At 63.8% G+C, this 18,106-nt stretch carries 13 protein-coding genes; 9 read left to right on the plus strand and 4 right to left on the minus strand.

Annotated elements, in window-relative coordinates:
• The first annotated feature begins 365 nt into the window (after window positions 1-365).
• From XAXN_RS08460 to XAXN_RS08495, 8 genes are all read left to right on the plus strand, one after another.
• Window positions 366-1,151: a flagellar brake protein gene (locus XAXN_RS08460; RefSeq protein ID WP_054319211.1), complete on the plus strand. Its 786-nt coding sequence runs from the start codon at window positions 366-368 to the stop codon at window positions 1,149-1,151.
• A 135-nt stretch (window positions 1,152-1,286) separates the two neighbouring features.
• Window positions 1,287-1,769, plus strand: coding sequence for a chemotaxis protein CheW (locus tag XAXN_RS08465; protein ID WP_042822255.1), 483 nt, complete (start codon window positions 1,287-1,289; stop codon window positions 1,767-1,769).
• A gap of 438 nt (window positions 1,770-2,207) precedes the next feature.
• Window positions 2,208-2,591 carry a hypothetical protein gene (locus tag XAXN_RS08470; RefSeq protein ID WP_003486337.1) on the plus strand — a complete coding sequence of 128 codons (384 nt, stop codon included), beginning with the start codon at window positions 2,208-2,210 and terminating at the stop codon, window positions 2,589-2,591.
• An 84-nt stretch (window positions 2,592-2,675) separates the two neighbouring features.
• Window positions 2,676-5,057 carry a methyl-accepting chemotaxis protein gene (locus XAXN_RS08475; RefSeq protein WP_054319212.1) on the plus strand — a complete coding sequence of 794 codons (2,382 nt, stop codon included), beginning with the start codon at window positions 2,676-2,678 and terminating at the stop codon, window positions 5,055-5,057.
• A 247-nt stretch (window positions 5,058-5,304) separates the two neighbouring features.
• Window positions 5,305-6,165, plus strand: coding sequence for a CheR family methyltransferase (locus XAXN_RS08480; protein ID WP_054319213.1), 861 nt, complete (start codon window positions 5,305-5,307; stop codon window positions 6,163-6,165).
• Window positions 6,166-6,167: 2 nt separating this feature from the next.
• Window positions 6,168-6,764, plus strand: coding sequence for a chemoreceptor glutamine deamidase CheD (cheD, locus tag XAXN_RS08485; protein ID WP_054319214.1), 597 nt, complete (start codon window positions 6,168-6,170; stop codon window positions 6,762-6,764).
• Window positions 6,761-7,837 carry a protein-glutamate methylesterase/protein-glutamine glutaminase gene (locus XAXN_RS08490; protein WP_003486327.1) on the plus strand — a complete coding sequence of 359 codons (1,077 nt, stop codon included), beginning with the start codon at window positions 6,761-6,763 and terminating at the stop codon, window positions 7,835-7,837. The genes cheD and XAXN_RS08490 overlap by 4 nt, the downstream gene beginning before the upstream one ends.
• Window positions 7,838-7,915: 78 nt before the next feature.
• A complete protein-coding gene (locus tag XAXN_RS08495) occupies window positions 7,916-10,201 on the plus strand; it encodes a sensor domain-containing protein (protein ID WP_054319215.1) in 2,286 nt (761 codons plus the stop codon).
• A 400-nt stretch (window positions 10,202-10,601) separates the two neighbouring features.
• On the opposite strand, the gene XAXN_RS08500 is transcribed toward XAXN_RS08495, so the two are convergent.
• From XAXN_RS08500 to XAXN_RS08515, 4 genes are all read right to left on the minus strand, one after another.
• Window positions 10,602-11,447 carry an alpha/beta fold hydrolase gene (locus tag XAXN_RS08500; protein WP_054319216.1) on the minus strand — a complete coding sequence of 282 codons (846 nt, stop codon included), beginning with the start codon at window positions 11,445-11,447 and terminating at the stop codon, window positions 10,602-10,604.
• A gap of 195 nt (window positions 11,448-11,642) precedes the next feature.
• Window positions 11,643-14,234 (minus strand): bifunctional aconitate hydratase 2/2-methylisocitrate dehydratase, encoded by a 2,592-nt coding sequence (locus tag XAXN_RS08505; RefSeq protein ID WP_054319217.1) that lies wholly within the window; start codon window positions 14,232-14,234, stop codon window positions 11,643-11,645.
• 50 nt (window positions 14,235-14,284) lie between these two features.
• The gene (locus XAXN_RS08510) at window positions 14,285-14,695 is read right to left on the minus strand and encodes a type II toxin-antitoxin system VapC family toxin (protein WP_054319218.1); all 411 of its coding nucleotides are present in this window, start codon (window positions 14,693-14,695) and stop codon (window positions 14,285-14,287) included.
• A complete protein-coding gene (locus XAXN_RS08515) occupies window positions 14,692-14,940 on the minus strand; it encodes an AbrB/MazE/SpoVT family DNA-binding domain-containing protein (protein WP_054319220.1) in 249 nt (82 codons plus the stop codon). The genes XAXN_RS08510 and XAXN_RS08515 overlap by 4 nt, the downstream gene beginning before the upstream one ends.
• Before the next feature lie 147 nt (window positions 14,941-15,087).
• On the opposite strand from XAXN_RS08515, the gene acnA reads away from it, so the two are divergent.
• Complete coding sequence (gene acnA, locus XAXN_RS08520; protein WP_054319219.1) at window positions 15,088-17,856, plus strand: aconitate hydratase AcnA; 2,769 nt, start codon at window positions 15,088-15,090, stop codon at window positions 17,854-17,856.
• Window positions 17,857-18,106 lie beyond the last annotated feature (250 nt).

Here is an 18,106-nt window from a genome sequence, read left to right on the forward strand (position 1 = left end):
AACGGCGATTCATCGCAGCCAAATCACAGCATCGAGGGCGCGGTGCCCTCACCGCTCGCGGGACACGCCGCGAACCCGTCCAAAGGGGGCTCGATGGCGGCATCCATGCCGCAAGCGGCAAGGCCACCGCCCCAGACAGTCGGCCGGTGGTGTGACTGAACAAGGCGGACCGCGCCCGTGGTCTGCTGGTTGCTTGCCGAAACGCCGCACACCGAACAACGCGACTGGTCCTTGCCCGCACGACCTCGCGGGAGCACGCAGACAAGTTTGGGCAACTGCCTTAAAGATTTGGCTTTGCCGCCGATATCAAGGCGACGCCGGGACAACCCGTCAGGCGCCTTCCCGCTTCTACTGTGCTTGTGCCCATGTCCCAAGGCGATACCTCAGAACTGGACCACGACGCCGATCACCTCGCCGAAGGTGACGAGCGCTACCTGCTGCGCAACAAGCGGCAGATTCGTGGATTGCTGCGCCAGCTGCTCGATCAACGCGCCATCGTGACCATGCATGTGGCCGGCCGCGACATGGCCGTGCCAACCGCCGTGCTGGAAGTGGACGAAGACGACGACTGCGTCATCCTGGACGGCAGCCATCACGATGCCTCCAACCGTGCCATCGAAGGCGCCAAATACCTGCTGTGCTACGCCCAATTGGAACGGGTGAACATCCGCTTCCGCCTGGAAAAGGCCGAACGGATCGAGCGTGACATCCACGTCGCCTTCCGCGTCGATCTGCCAGCGGCGATGTACCACATGCAGCGGCGCGAATCGTACCGGCTGGAAACGCCGATCACCGATTCGCCCGTCTGCACCATCCGCCAGGAAGCCGCGCAGGGAAACCAGTTCAACCTGCAGCTGCGCGTGATCGACATCAGCAGCGGCGGCCTGTCGGTGTCTCTCACCGACGGCATGCCGTTGCTCGAACCGCAACGCACCTACCGCAACTGCATCCTGCAATTGCCCGACACCGCCCCGATCACGCTGCCGCTGACGGTATGCAGCCAGCACAAGCAGACGCTGCCCAACGGCAGCGAAGGCTTCCGGATCGGAATGCAGTTCAGCGACCTGCCGCGCGGCGCCGACGAAACCATCCAGCGCTACATTTTCCGTGTCGACCGCCAGCGCAATGCGCGCAAGAGCGGCGTGTTCTGAACCCTCATGTACCACGCGGGGCCGGCACCTTAAAGTTGCCGCCTACCCCGCCGATGTTGCTAAGGCATCCCGCATCCGTTTCTGCTGCCGCAGTCCTGCCTAACCTGACACTTAGCCGCAACGCCCGGAGTTTCCATGAACGACAAAAGCACTGCCACCGGCACCGGTGGTGAATTCCTCAGCTTCGCCCTGGGCGAAGAACACTACGGCGTGGATATCCTGAAAGTGCAGGAAATCCGCGGCTACGACTCGGTGACCCGTCTGCCCGACGCGCCGGATTACATCAAGGGTGTGATCAACCTGCGCGGCACCATCGTGCCGGTGATCGACCTGCGCCTGAAGCTGCGCCTGCAAGAAGCGCGCTACGACGCATTCACCGTGATGATCGTGCTCAACGTCGAAGACCGCGTGGTCGGTATCGTCGTGGACAGCGTGTCCGACGTGATTCCGCTCAACGATGACCAGATCCGCCCTACCCCCGAATTCGGTGCGTCGGTCGACACCCGTTTCATCTCCGGTATCGGCACCCAGGACGATCGCATGTTGATCCTGCTGGATATCGAAACCCTGCTGGACAGCACCGAGCTGGGTCAGCAACTGGTCGAAGAAGCCGCCTGATTCAAACGGCTGCGTCGCCTCGCCTGTGGTCGCCGGAGAGGTGTAGTACGACAAGCGGCTACCAAGCGACTGCCAAGCCGCCAGAAGGCGCACGGTCGGTGCTCGGAATCCTGAGGCAGCAGACCTGTACTCCGGTTTCTGCGCGCTGCCCGCTCCCCCCCTGGCGGCCGATTTGCTCCGTTTCGGTAGCCGCTTTTGAGCGTCTGTGGCGCCGCCGTGCACCCACTGCATCGCTCCGGCGGCCGCAACGCTTTTGCGCGACCGCGACTACGACGATTGAATGTCAGGAAGCTCCCGACACGCGACGCACCACTCGATGGAAACGAGATAAAAATCACGTTTTCCGGATTCAAGTTGAACGTTGGCTGGCCGATAGCTGAATGAAGCCTGCGTTCACACAACGGGGCACCGTTCGACTTTTGATTCTGGAGAATCCCTATGAAGTTCCTGCTCTCGCTCCTCCCCGTCGCTGCTCTCGTGATCGTTGCTCCCACGCTGTCGGCTCAGTCGCAGGAAATGATTCCGCCGGAAATGGCCACGCGCTTCGTCGGCAAGGACGGCATGGTGTGCGGCAAGGTCGAAAAGGCAAAGTACGCGCAGAGCTCGGAAGGCGAACCCACCTTCCTGTACATGGGCGGCATGTTCCCGCGCCACACCTTCTCCGCACGCATCGACGGCGCCAACCGCGGCAAGTTCAGCTTCGCCCCGGAAACGCTCGAAGGTAAGGACGTCTGCGTCCTCGGCAAGATCCAGCGCGACAGTTCGCGCGCCGAAATCGAAGTCAGCTCCCCGGCCAGCCTGAAGCTCGCCACCATCAAGTAATCGCCTCGCACATCGCCACGCCCTCGCGCGTGGCGATGTGCTGTTGCGGCTATGCGGACTGACTTCTACGGGGGAATCGTGTCAATGCAATGGATCAACAATCTGAAACTGATGCCCAAGCTGATGCTGGCGTTCGGCATCGTGCTGCTGATCATGCTCGTCCAGGGCGTCATCGCCTATTCGGGTCTGGCCTCGCTCAATAACGTCACCCGCGACCTGGCAGGCAACACCATGTCCAGCGTGCGCGAGGCAGGCGATCTGCGCGGCATGCTCGGCGAATACCGCAATGCCGCCTACCAGAACCTGGTGCGCGCCAGCGATTCGGTCAAGCAGGAAGCCAAGGTCCGCGCCAAGAGGCTCAATGGCGAGATCGAAGCCACCATCAAGGGCTACCCGCGTCTGATCGAAAGCCCGCAACAGAAGAAGCTGTTCGAGGTGTTCGTGGCGGACTGGAAGAAGGCTTCTGCCTCCTATGCCAGCGTCGACGAAATGATGGAACTCAATCTGCCCGACGACGCCATCGACACTTTCGTCGGCGAGACCCGTACCCTGCATAACAAGGCCAAGGATTCACTGGCCGCCTTGATTGCCGAAGACAACGTGCTTGCGCAGGCTGCCAAGACCAAGGCCGAGAAGGTCCACGCTACTTCGGTCACGCTGACCCTGGTGGTGCTGCTGATCGGCATCGCCGGCGGCCTGGGCCTGGCCTTCCTGTTCGCCCGTTCCATCGTCAAGAGCATGCGCGGTGCGGTCACCACGGCCACCGAAATTGCCGGCGGCAAGCTGGACGGCCAGATCAACGTGCAAGGCCAGGACGAAGTGGGCGAGTTGATGCGCTCCATGCAACGTATGCAGCGCGACCTGAAGGAACGCATCGAACGCGACCAGGAGATTGCCGACGAAAACCTGCGCATCCGCACCGCGCTGGACAAGTCCTCGACCGGCACCTTCATCACCGATCCAGAACGCGTGATGATCTACGCCAACGACGCCTTCAAGAAGATTGTGGCGCAGTACGAAAGCAGCATCCGCCTGGCATCGCCCGAGTTCGATGCGAGCAAGGTCATCGGCCAGCACGTCAGCTACCTGGGTTTGTCGGATGCGACCGTGCGCAAGGCCGTTGCCGCGCTGGAGCACGATGGCGTCACCAGCTTCGAAGAGCGTTTCGGCGAGGTGGTGCTGGCGCAGACGGTCACCTCCATCAAGAACGAACAGGGCGAGACCAGCGGCGAAGTCTGCGAATGGCGAGACCGCACCATCGAAGTGCAGGTCGAAGAAGAAGTGGCCCGTATCGTGCGCGCTGCCGCCAGTGGCGACATGAGCGGGCGTGTGGAAACCGACGGCAAGCAGGGCTTCTTCCTGCAGCTGGCGCAGCAGCTCAACGGCTTGCTGGATGCCAATGCCGGCAGCCTGGAACAGATTTCGTCCCTGTTGTCCGCGCTGTCGCGTGGCGACCTGACCGTGCGCATGCATGGTGAGTTCAGCGGCGTGTTCGCGCAGATGCGTGACGATGCCAATGCCACCGCCGAACAGCTGGCCGACATCGTCGGGCGCATCAAGATGTCGTCCAGTGCGATCAATTCGGCCGCTGGCGAAATCGCTTCGGGCAACAGTGACCTGTCGCACCGTACCGAGCAGCAGGCCGCCAATCTGGAAGAAACCGCTGCCTCGATGGAGGAGCTCACCTCCACCGTCAAGCAGAATGCCGAAAGCGCCCGTCAGGCCAACCAGCTTGCCATCGGCGCCACCGGCGTGGCCTCGCAAGGTGGTGAAGTGGTGTCGCAAGTGGTCACCACCATGTCCGGCATCGAAGCCTCGTCCAAGAAGATCGCCGACATCATCAGCGTCATCGATGGCATCGCGTTCCAGACCAACATCCTGGCGTTGAATGCCGCGGTGGAAGCGGCGCGTGCCGGCGAACAGGGTCGCGGTTTTGCCGTGGTGGCCTCGGAAGTGCGCACGCTGGCACAGCGTTCGGCCGGTGCGGCGAAGGAGATCAAGGGCTTGATCGACGATTCCGTGCACAAGGTGGCCGAAGGCTCGGCACTGGTGCGCAAGGCCGGCGCCACCATGGCCGACATCGTGGCCAGCGTGCAGCGCGTCACCGACATCATGGGCGAGATTTCTGCCGCTTCGCAGGAGCAGTCGTCCGGGATCGAGCAGGTCAACCAGACCATCACCCAGATGGACGAAACCACCCAGCAGAACGTTGCGCTGGTGGAAGAAGCCACTGCCGCCGCCCGCTCGATGGAAGAGCAGGCAGGTCATCTGGCCGAAGCGGTGTCGGTGTTCAAGCTGGACGACTCGGCTGCGCAGGCGCCTCAGACCGCACGCGTGCGGCCGATCGCCTCGCGCCCGGTTGCAGTCAAAAGCGCCGCCAAGCCGGTGGCACGTGCAGCAGCAAGCGCGTCGCCGCCAGCGACATCCCAGGCCGCGCTGGCCGACGGTAACTGGCAAGAGTTCTGATTCACCGCTGTCAGCCACAACGCCCCGGCATTGCCTGGGCGTTGTGCATTTGGGCCAGGCACCTGCGTCGATCCCCGCATGTACGATGCGGCAGAACACCGGCGGGTCGTCATTGCCCTCTGAGCGGCCCATCACCAGCCGCCGTCCCCGTCGCACCACCTATCGACACCAACCGCGTACTGTCCACGCATTGGCGCTTCAGTTGCACGGCTCCGTGGCCGATATCCAATTATAGCTCACGACGCGTATGGATATGACGACTACGACTTCCGCTTCAGACACACGCGAATTTGATTTCGGCGACCGCGACTTCAAGCGCGTCTGCGACCTGATCTACCAGCGTGTCGGCATCGCATTGGCGCCGGCCAAGCGCGACATGGTGTATGGCCGCCTGTCGCGGCGTCTGCGCGTGCTTGGCCTGCGCTCGTTCCGCGATTACCTCGATCAGCTCGAAGCCGGCAACGATGAAGAAGAGTGGCAGGCATTCACCAATGCGCTGACCACCAACCTGACCTCGTTCTTCCGCGAGCCGCACCATTTCGACAAGCTGCGTGAAGAACTGCAGAAGCGCGCCTCACAGGCGCCGTTGAAGATCTGGTCGTGCGCTGCCTCCACCGGCGAGGAGCCCTACTCCATCGCCATCACCGCCTGCGAAGCCTTCGGCACGCTGACCCCGCCGGTGAGCATCGTCGCCACCGACGTCGACACCCAGGTGCTGGAAACCGCCTCGCGCGGCGTCTATGCCATCGATCGGGTCGCCTCGCTGGATGCAGCGATCAAACGCAAGTACTTCCAGCGCGGCAGCGGCACCAATGAAGGCAAGTGCCGGGTCATTCCGGCGCTGCGCCAGCTCATCGAATACCGCCAGTTGAATCTGCTGGCGCCGCGTTACGATGTCGGCGGTCCGTATGCGGCACTGTTCTGCCGCAACGTGATGATCTATTTCGACAAGCCCACCCAACGCGGCATCCTGTCGCGCCTGGTCAGCCACATGGGCGACGATGGACTGCTCTACACCGGGCACTCGGAGAACTACCTGCACGCGGCCGATCTGATCCAGCCGTGCGGGCGCACGCTGTATCGGCGCGCCCCGCGCGCAGGAGCCTGAGCATGGGTACTGCCGTGCAAGTCGACGACGTCATGCGCTACCGCGATTCGCGGTTCCAGACCATTGCCGCCAAACTGCTGCCCACCCAATACCTGGTGGTGAACGACGACACCGCGTTGACGACCACCTTGGGATCGTGCGTTGCAGCCTGCCTGCGCGACCCGGTGCTCAAGATCGGTGGCATGAACCATTTTCTGTTGCCGGAAGGTCAGGTCGGCGATGGCGCACCCGCGCGCTACGGCAGTTATGCCATGGAGTTGCTGATCAACGACATGCTCAAGCGCGGCGCGCATCGCAAACGCATCGAAGCCAAGGTCTTTGGTGGCGCCAACGTGCTGAAGGGCTTCACCAGCAACCCGGTCGGCACCCGCAACGCCGAGTTCGTTCGCCAGTACCTGCAGGCCGAACATATTCCCATCATCGCTGAAGATCTGTGTGGCATCCATCCGCGCAAGGTATGGTTCTTCGCGACGACTGGCCGCGTCGTCGTGCAACGTTTGCCGCACGCACACGAAGCCGAGGTCGCCGCCACCGAATCGGCCGTGCGCGCCCGTCTGTCCAAAGCACCGGTTACCGGTGGAGTGGAGTTGTTCGAATGACGCTGGAAACTCCTGTGCGTGTATTGATCGTCGACGATTCGGCGGTCGTGCGTCAGATGCTCACCGAAATTTTGTCACGCGATGCCGGCATCGAAGTGGTCGGCTCGGCCGCCGATCCGTTGCTGGCGCGCGAAAAGATCAAGCGCCTCAATCCGGACGTCATCACGCTGGATGTGGAAATGCCGCGCATGGACGGTCTGGTGTTTCTGGAAAACCTGATGCGCCTGCGCCCTACCCCGGTGGTGATGATTTCATCGCTGACCGAGCGCGGCGCCGACACCACCTTGCAGGCTTTGTCACTCGGTGCAGTGGACTTCGTGTCCAAGCCCAAGATCGACGTCGCACGCGGGCTGGAAGGCTACGCCGAAGAGATCGTCAGCAAGGTCAAGATGGCCGCCAAAGCCAAGGTCAGCGCACTCAATCGCCCGAGCGCGCCCAAAGTCACGCTGGATATGCAATCGGCACCGGTGGCCGGCAGCGCGCTGCGCTTTCGCACGACCGACCGCCTGATCGCCATCGGCGCCTCCGCCGGTGGGACCGAAGCGCTACGCGTGGTGCTCGAACACATGCCCGCCGATGCGCCCGCGGTCGTGATGACCCAGCATCTGCCTGCCAGCTTCAGCACCGCATTCGCCGAGCGCCTCAACCGCCACTCGGCCATGTCGGTACGCGAAGCCACCGATGGCGAGGCGATCCTGCCCGGCCACGCCTATCTACCGCCGGGTGGCCAGCATCTGCGCATCATTCGCGACGGTGCACGATGGCGCTGCCGCATCGACGATGGCCCGCCGGTCAATCGCCACAAACCGGCGGTGGACGTGCTGTTTCGTTCCGTTGCCGCCAATGCCGGCCCGAATGCGGTGGGCGCCATCCTCACCGGGATGGGCGACGACGGCGCACGCGGCCTGCTGGAAATGCTGCAGGCCGGCGCGCCGACGCTGGTGCAGGACGAAGCCAGCAGCGTGGTCTGGGGCATGCCTGGTGCGGCGTACAAACTTGGCGCCGCACAAGAAGTCGTGCCGCTGGACCGCGTGGCCGAGCGCTTGCTCGCATTGTCGGCGCAGGCGCGCTGATTCGGCATGACCGCCCATCCCTCGCACCCGACCAATCCAACGCTTCCTCCAGCACCGGCAAGCGCGACGGGCGCTCGTGTGGATGCAGCGATGGACCACACGCCGCTGACGGCTGAGCCGATCCATACCGGCGCACCAGACACTGGTCTGGTCAGGCCCAGCCCGGTCACCGCCGGCGTGGCCAAGGCCGGCGAACAGCCCGAGCAGCGCCGTGCGCGTCTGCTTGCCGAAGCCTTGGACGGCAGCAGCAGCGCCATTCTCATCTGCGATCTGCAATCGCACCTGCTGTACGCCAACGACGGCTTCCAGCGCATGTTCGGCTACACCGAAGCCGAGGTGGTCGGTCTGCGTCCCTCCGATGTCCTGACCCGCGCGCAAAGCGACCAAAGCGAGATCGCCCGCATTCGCGATCGCGCCGACGCCTTGCAGCACACCCGTGCCGACTTGCTGGTCTATCGCAAGGACGGCACGCCGCTGTGGATCTCGCTCAACTTCAACCCGATCTATGACGCCAACCACGCTCCCTCGCATTACGTGGCGGTACTGACCGACATCACCGACACCAAGATGCACGAGGTATTGCAGCACCGCGTGCTGGAAGCCTTGGTGCAGGAACGCCCGTTGATCGAGGTGATGACGCTGATTTGCACCGAGGTCGAGCGCATCGCACCGGACGTGCTGGCCACGGTGATGAGTGTGGACAATCAAGGCCGCCTGCATTCGCTGGCTGCGCCCAGCCTGCCGCCCGAATACGCCGATGCGGTCAACGGCCTGAAGATCGGCCCGGGCACAGGCGCCTGCGGCACCGCGGCCTGGCGCGGTCGCGCGGTGATGGTGGAAGACATCGCCACCGACCCGTTGTTCGAGTCTGGTCGCGACACGCTATTGTCATGGGGCCTGCACGCCTGCTGGAGCACGCCGATCCGCTCCAACAACGCGCGCGTGCTTGGCACCTTCGCGCTGTATTACCGCAAGCCGCAACGTGCCGATGCCTGGCATATGCGGCTCACCGATTTGTGCCAGCAGCTGTGCACATTGGCGCTGGAACGCGAGCAGATCCGCCAGCGCGTGCATCAACTGGCGTTCTACGACACGCTCACGGGCCTTCCCAACCGCATCATGTTCAGCGCGCGCGCCGAGCAGGCGCTGACGCAGGCCGAATACGCCGGCGAACCGGCCGCGTTGATGTTCATCAACATCGATCGCTTCAAGCTCATCAACGATAGCCAGGGTCACGCCGCAGGCGATGGCCTGCTGCGCGATATCGCCCTGCGCGTCAATGAGCAGGTCACCGCCACGGCGATGCTGGCGCGACTTTCCGGCGACGAATTCGCGCTCGCGCTGCCGCAATGCAGCGCAGAGCAGGCCAGTGCCGCCGCCGAGCGTCTGTTGGTCAGCATCGCCAGCCCGCTGCCGGTTGGCCATATGACCCTGCATCCGTCGGCCAGTATCGGCGTGGCGATGTTTCCCGAAGATGGCCAGGACATCAACATCCTGCTGCGCCACGCCGATTTGGCGATGAATCGCGCCAAGAAGGAAGGCGGTGGGCGTTTCCGCTTCTTCAGTTCCGACATGAACCGCATGGCGCAAGAACGCGTTGCGCTGGAAGCAGAACTGCGTCAGGCCATCGACCGCAATCAGCTGCAACTGCATTACCAACCGCAGATGCACAGCGCCGCGCCGCACACGCTCTATGGCGTGGAAGCGCTGCTACGCTGGAATCACCCGCAGTTGGGCGCAGTCTCGCCGGCGCGGTTCCTGCCGGTGGCCGAAGAACAGGGCATGATGCCGCAGATCAACGCGTGGGTCCTGCGCAGCGCCTGCCAGCAGGTTGCCGACTGGCGCCAGCGTGGCGTGCCGGTCGCACGCGTGTCGGTGAACCTGTCGGCGAGCGGTTTCGAAAGTCCGCGCATGCTGTCGGATCTGCTCCGGCTCATCGCCGAGATGGGCGTGCGGCCCTCCGACCTGACCCTGGAACTGACCGAAAGCGTGATGCTGTCCGGGCAAGCGGGCGTACTGGAGAACCTGCATGCCATTCGCGAAGCCGGTATCTCGCTGTCGCTGGACGATTTCGGCACCGGCTATTCCAGCCTGAGCCATCTGCATCGCCTGCCGATCGACGAACTCAAATTGGACATGAGCTTCGTCCGCGACATCGAACACAGCGAAGACGCGCGCGCACTCACCACCTCGGTACTACGCATCGGCGAGCACCTGCGCAAGCACGTGGTCGCCGAAGGTGTGGAAAACGAAGCGCAGCGCCTGTTTCTGGCCGACCTGGGCTGCGAGGTGCTGCAAGGCTATCTGTTCTCGCGGCCCCTACCTGCCCCGGCCCTGGAAGCCTGGCTGGGCGCGCAACCGTAGTAGCGTAACCGCCCAACGATCAAAGCTTCGAATTCCCTTCCAGCCAGGAAGGGCGGGCCATGGCGTGGCAAGTAATGCGCCTCCCTCGTGCGGGAGCGCAGCGCTGCAAGCCCTCCCCCGCGGGAGCGCTTCAAGCCCCTCTCCCCGCGAGAGAGGGGTTGGGGCGAGGGTACGGCCAACCACGCATCGCGCCGACGCCGTACCCTCATCCGCCCTGCGGGCACCTTCTCCTCCATAAAGGACGACACTGTCCCGAAGGAAGAAGGAAAACATTATCCTGACAACTGCAGCGCTTCAGCCCTCTCCTACGAGCGCTTTAAGCCCCTCTCCTGTCAGTAAAAAAGTGAGGAGTTGAGAGGGAACCATTCGCCTCATCCCACGTCAGGCGAGGCCATTGCCCTCATCCCACACGCATCAGCTCCACCTCGGTCTCACCCACCGTCCGCTTCAGCCATCCCAGCAACTGCGCGTTGACGAAGGCCGGATTCTCCAGCGAGGCGATATGGCCTGCGTCCGGGATCAGTTCGTAGTCGCAGCCGATCACCTCGGCCATCATCCACAACTCTTCCGGCGGGCGCGGAACGTCGTATTCGCCAGCGAGCAGGAATGTGCTGGCAGGGTTGAGCGCGGCCAGCGTTTGGAGCCGATCGTCGCGACCGAAGATCAATCGCCCCAGCGGCACGATCGAAGTCCGCAACTGCTCAGGCGACATCGCCGCCAGACCCTGCGCGAACGCCGCCGGCAACGCAGATTGCAGATCGATGCCGGCACGGAAAAAGAGCGGCACGATCGCATCGACCAGTTCCGGTGCCATCTGCCCGGCCGCATTGATTGCATCGAGCAATGCAAAGTAACGCGTGCGTGTGACCTGCTGTTCGGCCCCCAGAAAGGTATCCATCAACACCAGGCTGCGCACGCGCTCGGGCGCGCGTATGGCCAGCTCCGCGCCCCACATGCCGCCGACCGACAGGCCGACCACCGCACATTGTGGAAGCTCCAACGCATCCAGCAGCGCCAGCATCTGCTCGGCGAGATCGCACACAGTCTGCGTGCCTGCCGGCAACGCATCCGATTGGCCATGCCCCCACAGCTCGGGAACGATGACCTGGTAGTGCTGGGACAGGGCCTGGATCTGCGGCTCCCACATCGCGGTGTCCCAGAGATAACTGTGGCCAAGCACGACCGGGAAACCCTGGCCGTGTTGCGTGTAGTGCAGTGTTTGACCGGAGATTGTGCAAGTGAGCATGGGCATCAACGGGCAGTGGTAGAGCGGCGGGACTCTAGACCTGCGCACTTCAGATTTTTGTTGCAATGCCACAATCCAGTCAGCTGTTATTTGCTTTAACGCCGCCCATCGTGACCGAAACACGAAATTATTGCCCGAAAAGCGAAATGCCCGGCAGTGCCGGGCATTTCGGAACAACACACACTGGCCGGTGTATCAGGCGGCGACGGTCTCTGCCACGTTCTGGTACTCCTGGATCTGATCGAAGTTCATGTAGCGATAGATCTGCTCGCCACTGGTCTTGATCACGCCCACATCGGCCATGTACTCGTCCTTGGTCGGAATGCGGCCCAGGCGCGAACAGATTGCCGCCAGTTCCGCCGAGCCCAGGTACACATTGGTGTTGCGGCCCAACCGGTTGGGGAAGTTACGCGTGGAGGTGGAGAACACCGTGGCGCCTTCGCGTGCCTGCGCCTGGTTGCCCATGCACAGCGAGCAGCCGGGCATTTCCATACGCGCGCCGGCCGCGCCAAAGGTGCCGTAATGGCCTTCCTTGGTCAGCTCGGAGGCGTCCATCTTGGTCGGCGGCGCGACCCACAACCGGGTCGGGATATCGCGCTTGCCTTCCAGCAGCTTGGCGGCAGCACGGAAGTGACCGATGTTGGTCATGCACGAACCGATAAAGACTTCGTCGATGGCCGCACCGGCCACGTCCGACAGCGTCTTGACGTCGTCCGGGTCGTTCGGGCACGCCACGATCGGCTCATGGATGTCGGCCAGGTCGATCTCGATGACCGCGGCGTATTCGGCGTCGGCATCGGGCTGCAGCAGCTGCGGGTCGGCCAGCCACTCTTCCATCTTCTTGATGCGGCGGCCCAGGGTGCGCGCATCGGCATAGCCCTCGGCAATCATCCAGCGCAGCAGGGTGATGTTGCTGGTCAGGTATTCGATGATCGGCGCCTTGTCCAGGTGCACGGTGCAGCCGGCCGCCGAACGCTCGGCCGAGGCATCGGACAGCTCGAACGCCTGCTCCACCTTCAGGTTCGGCAGCCCTTCGATTTCCAGGATGCGGCCGGAGAAGATGTTCTTCTTGCCCTGCTTGGCCACGGTCAGCAAGCCCTGCTTGATCGCGTACAGCGGGATAGCGTTCACCAGGTCGCGCAAGGTCACGCCCGGCTGCATCTGCCCCTTGAAGCGCACCAGCACGCTCTCGGGCATGTCCAGCGGCATCACCCCGGTGGCGGCGGCGAACGCCACCAAACCGGAGCCGGCCGGGAACGAGATGCCGATCGGGAAGCGGGTATGCGAGTCGCCGCCGGTGCCCACGGTGTCGGGCAGCAGCATGCGATTGAGCCAGCTGTGGATCACGCCGTCGCCCGGACGCAGCGACACGCCGCCACGGGTGGAGATGAACTCCGGCAGGGTGTGGTGGGTCTTGACGTCCACCGGCTTCGGGTAGGCGGCGGTGTGGCAGAACGACTGCATCACCAGGTCGGCCGAGAAGCCCAGGCAGGCCAGGTCCTTCAGCTCGTCGCGGGTCATCGGGCCGGTGGTGTCCTGCGAACCCACCGAGGTCATCTTCGGCTCGCAATAGGTGCCCGGGCGCATGCCCTGGCCTTCCGGCAAGCCGCACGCGCGGCCGACCATCTTCTGCGCCAACGAGAAACCCTTGCCGGTGTCCGGCGGGTCCATCGGCAGGCGGAACAGGTCCGAAGCCGGCAGGCCCAGGAACTCGCGCGCCTTGGCGGTGAGGCCGCGGCCGACGATCAGCGGAATGCGGCCACCGGCGCGCACTTCGTCGAACAGCACGTCCGACTTCATCGCGAACTCGGCGATCACCTGCCCGTTCTTCAGCGCCTTGCCGTCGTACGGACGCAGCTCGACCACATCGCCGTGCTCCATCTGCGACACGTCCAGCTCGATCGGCAGCGCACCAGCGTCTTCCATGGTGTTGTAGAAGATCGGCGCGATCTTGCTGCCCAGGCACACGCCGCCGAAGCGCTTGTTGGGGATGTACGGAATGTCTTCGCCGGTCCACCACAGCACCGAGTTGGTCGCCGACTTGCGCGAAGAACCGGTACCGACCACGTCGCCCACATAGGCGACCAGGTGGCCCTTGGCCTTGAGGTCGGCAATGGCCTGGATCGGGCCGCGCTTGCCGTCTTCTTCCGGCTCGAACGCCGCGCCTTCGCGCTTGTTCTTCAACATCGCCAGTGCGTGCAGCGGGATGTCCGGACGGGTGGTCGCATCCGGTGCCGGCGACAGGTCGTCGGTATTGGTTTCGCCCGGCACCTTGAACACGGTGACGGTCAGGCTCTGCGGCACTTCCGGCTTGCTGGTAAACCACTCGGCATCGGCCCAGCTCTGCAGCACGGCCCTGGCATGCGCGTTACCGGCTTGCGCCTTTTCCTGCACGTCGTGGAACGCCTCGAACACCAGCAAGGTGTGCTTGAGCGCTTCGGCGGCGGTGGCGCCCAGCTCGGCATTGTCCAGCAGGTCGATCAACGGCTGGATGTTGTAGCCACCCAGCATGGTGCCAAGCAGTTCGGTGGCGCGGGTGGGGCTGATCAGCGCGGTGGTCTCAGTGCCGAAGGCAACCGCGGCCAGGTACGAGGCCTTGACCTTGGCAGCGTCGTCGACGCCGGCGGGCACGCTCTGGCTGAGCAGCTGGACCAGGAATTCTTCCTCGCCAGCCGGCGGAGCCTTCAACAGCTCGATGACCTCGGCGGTCTGCTGCGCGGTCATCGGCAGCGGTGGGATACCGAGCGCGGCGCGCTCTGCAACGTGGTGGCGATAGGCTTCCAACATGCGGGTTCTCCAAAAAACAGCGGTGAAGGTGGTAAAGCGCGAAACGTGGATCAGGGTGCGGGTTTGGGAACGACGATCTTCAAACCCTTGAAGTAATCGCGGAAGAAGCCCTCGTCACGGGTAATCAACCCGTCGCACTGGAGCATGGCGTGGGCGCCGATCAGAAAGTCGGCCACCACCCGCTCACGCTTGCCGCCGCGCGCGCGAAAGCGCTTGTTCATATAGCCGGCGCGCACTGCCGCGGCCTCTTGAGTCGCTTCGTAGCGCACGCCGATCGAGGCCAGCGTTTCCATCAGGTCGACCTGGGTGTCGAGCATGGCCAGCACCTCGGCCACCACCGCGTCGCAGACCACCACTTCGTCGCGCGCCAGGGCGTCGCCGATGCAGACCTCCGACACTTCGCCATAGACCGGGTCGCCGATCAGGATGTCCAGCAGGACCGAGGAATCCAGGGCGATCATGGGTCGAACGGGTCTCCGGGGGCGCGGCCGCGGATCACGCGCATGGCGGCATCGGTGCTGGTCAGGCCGTCGACCAGCTTGAACCTGCCGCGCACCTTGCGCAGCGCTTCGCTGACGTCCTTGCGCAGGATGATACGTCCGCCGTCAAGCTCGATCTTCAACGTGGTGCCCTTGGTCAGGCCCAGGGCATCGCGCACGGCCTTAGGCAGCGTGATCTGTCCGCGTTCGGCAACGGTGGCTTCCATGAGCATGCTCCAGAAAGTATGCACGCATGATACGTACTTGCGCTGTCCTACTCAAGTTGGCAGATCGGTCTGGACACACCGTACGTACACACTGAATCGCTCAGAATGGGCACCTACCTAAAGCCTTCGATGCCATAGGAGTGATGCATGAGCGATTCCTTTTCCACTCGCACCTCACTTGAGGTCCACGGCAAGCGCTACGCTTACTACAGCCTGCCGAAGCTGGGCGAACGCTTCGATATCGGCCACCTGCCCTATTCGATGAAGATCCTGCTGGAGAACCTGCTACGTCATGAAGACGGCGGCGTGACCGTCGGCAAGGACCACATCGAAGCAGTCGCCAAGTGGGACCCCAGCGCCGAGCCCGATACCGAAATTGCCTTCATGCCCGCACGCGTGGTGCTGCAGGATTTCACCGGCGTGCCCTGCGTGGTCGACCTGGCCGCAATGCGCGATGCGGTGGTCAAGCTCGGCGGCAACGCCGACCAGATCAACCCGCAGATTCCCTCCGAACTGGTCATCGACCACTCCGTGCAGGTGGATGTATTCGGCAAGCCGAACGCGCTCGACCTCAACGGCAAGATCGAATTCCAGCGCAACCAGGAACGCTACGGCTTCCTGCGCTGGGGCCAGAAGGCATTCGAGAACTTCAAGGTCGTACCGCCCAACACCGGCATCGTTCATCAGGTAAACCTGGAAAACCTGGCGCGCGTGGTGATGAGCGCCGACAAGGACGGCACCTTGGTCGCCTACCCCGACACCGTATTCGGCACCGACAGCCATACCACCATGATCAACGGCATCGGCGTGCTGGGCTGGGGCGTGGGCGGCATCGAGGCGGAAGCAGCCATGCTGGGGCAGCCGTCGTCGATGCTGATTCCACAGGTGGTGGGCTTCAAGCTCACCGGCAAATTGCCCGAGGGCGCCACTGCCACCGACCTGGTGCTGACGGTCACCCAGATGCTGCGCAAGGCTGGCGTGGTGGGCAAGTTCGTCGAATTCTTCGGCGAAGGCTTGCAGCACCTGCCACTGGCCGACCGCGCCACCATCGGCAACATGGCGCCCGAATACGGCGCCACTTGCGGCATCTTCCCGGTCGACGAAGAATCGCTGACCTACCTGCGCCTGTCCGGCCGCAGCGAGGAGCTGATTGCCCTGGTCGAAGCCTATGCCAAGGCGCAGGGCCTGTGGCACGACGCCAATACTCCGCCAGCCCGGTACAGCGCCACACTGGAACTGGACATGGGCCAAGTCAAGCCGTCGTTGGCCGGCCCCAAGCGCCCGCAGGATCGGGTGTTGCTGGAAGACATGCAGTCCAACTACCGCGAAAGCCTCAAGCCGTTCGCCGACGCGCGCAGCAAGAAGCTGGCCGATCTCAAGCAGGAAGACCGTCTCAAGAACGAAGGCGGCGGCGGCACCGCCGTCGGTGCGAAAGCGTCGCAGGCCCAAAGCGCCAGCGCCAGCGGTGCCAGTTGGCAGCTGCGCGATGGCTCGGTGGTCATCGCCGCGATCACTTCGTGCACCAACACCTCCAACCCGGCGGTCATGCTGGGCGCCGGCCTGCTCGCGCGCAACGCGGCAGCCAAGGGACTGAAGGCGCAGCCGTGGGTCAAGACCTCGCTCGGGCCGGGTTCGCGCGTGGTCACCGACTATCTTGAAAAAGCCGGCGTGCTCGCCGACCTGGAAAAGCTCGGTTTCTACGTGGTCGGCTACGGCTGCACCACCTGCATCGGCAATTCCGGCCCGCTGCCGGACGACGTGTCCGCCGCCATCGCCAAGGACGATCTGGTGGTGACCTCGGTGTTGTCGGGCAACCGCAACTTCGAAGGCCGCGTGCACCCCGAGGTCAAGATGAATTACCTTGCCTCGCCGCCGTTGGTGGTGGCCTACGCGATCGCCGGCACCACGGACATCGACCTCACCACCGAGCCGCTGGGTACCGGCAGCGACGGGCAGCCGGTGTATCTGCGCGACATCTGGCCAAGCAACAAGGAAATCGGCGACACCATCGCCGCCACCGTCGGCCCGGAGATGTTCAAGCAGAACTATGCCGACGTGTTCAAGGGCGACACGCGCTGGAACACGATTGCCTCACCGGATGGTGCCCTGTACGAGTGGGATGCCGCGTCCACCTATATCAAGAACCCGCCCTACTTCGACGGCATGACCATGCAGGTGGGCAACGTGGACGACGTGCACGGCGCACGCATCATGGGCCTGTTCGGCGACTCGATCACCACCGACCACATCTCCCCGGCCGGCAACATCAAGAAGGATTCGCCTGCAGGCCGCTTCCTGCAGGAACGCGGCGTGCAGCCGGCCGACTTCAACAGCTATGGCAGCCGCCGCGGCAACGACGATGTGATGGTACGCGGCACCTTCGCCAACATCCGCATCAAGAACCTGATGTTCGGCGGCGAAGAAGGCGGCAACACGCTGTATTACCCGGCAAACGGCAGCCACCCGGAAAAGCTGGCCATCTACGATGCCGCAATGAAGTACAAGGCCGATGGCGTGCCGCTGGTGGTGCTGGCGGGCAAGGAATACGGCACCGGCTCCTCACGCGACTGGGCGGCCAAGGGCACCAACCTGCTTGGGGTCAAGGCCGTGATTGCCGAGAGTTTCGAGCGCATCCACCGCTCTAACCTGGTCGGCATGGGCGTGCTGCCATTGCAGTTCCTGGAAAACGAGAACGCACAAAGCCTCGGCCTGGACGGCTCGGAAGTGCTGGACATCACCGGCCTGCAGGACGGCGCCAGCCGCCGTGCCACCGTCAATGCGAAAAAGTCCGACGGCAGCGTCAAGCAGTTCCAGGTCAAGGTGCTGCTGCTGACACCCAAAGAGGTGGAGTACTTCAAGCACGGCGGCCTACTGCAATATGTGCTGCGTCAGCTGGCGGCACGCAAGGCAGCCTGACCACAGCGCGCATTGCGCTCCAACGATGCATTGCCACTCCCGCCGCTTGGCGGGAGTGGCGTTTCCGGCCCGGTGAAAAACGGCGATCACGCCGCGGTGCGAAAAGGCCGCATGCATCCCAATGTCACACTGAATTAGGGCAACGCTGATCAAGCCCCGTTCCCGCGTTTCGCGGGAGGTTGGATGCACATAGACGATGGGGCGCGTAGATCGCTTTGCCCATTCAGGGCAATCCCGGTGATCGAGGCCT

The sequence above is a fragment of the Xanthomonas axonopodis genome (assembly GCF_001304695.1).
Lineage (GTDB): Bacteria > Pseudomonadota > Gammaproteobacteria > Xanthomonadales > Xanthomonadaceae > Xanthomonas > Xanthomonas axonopodis.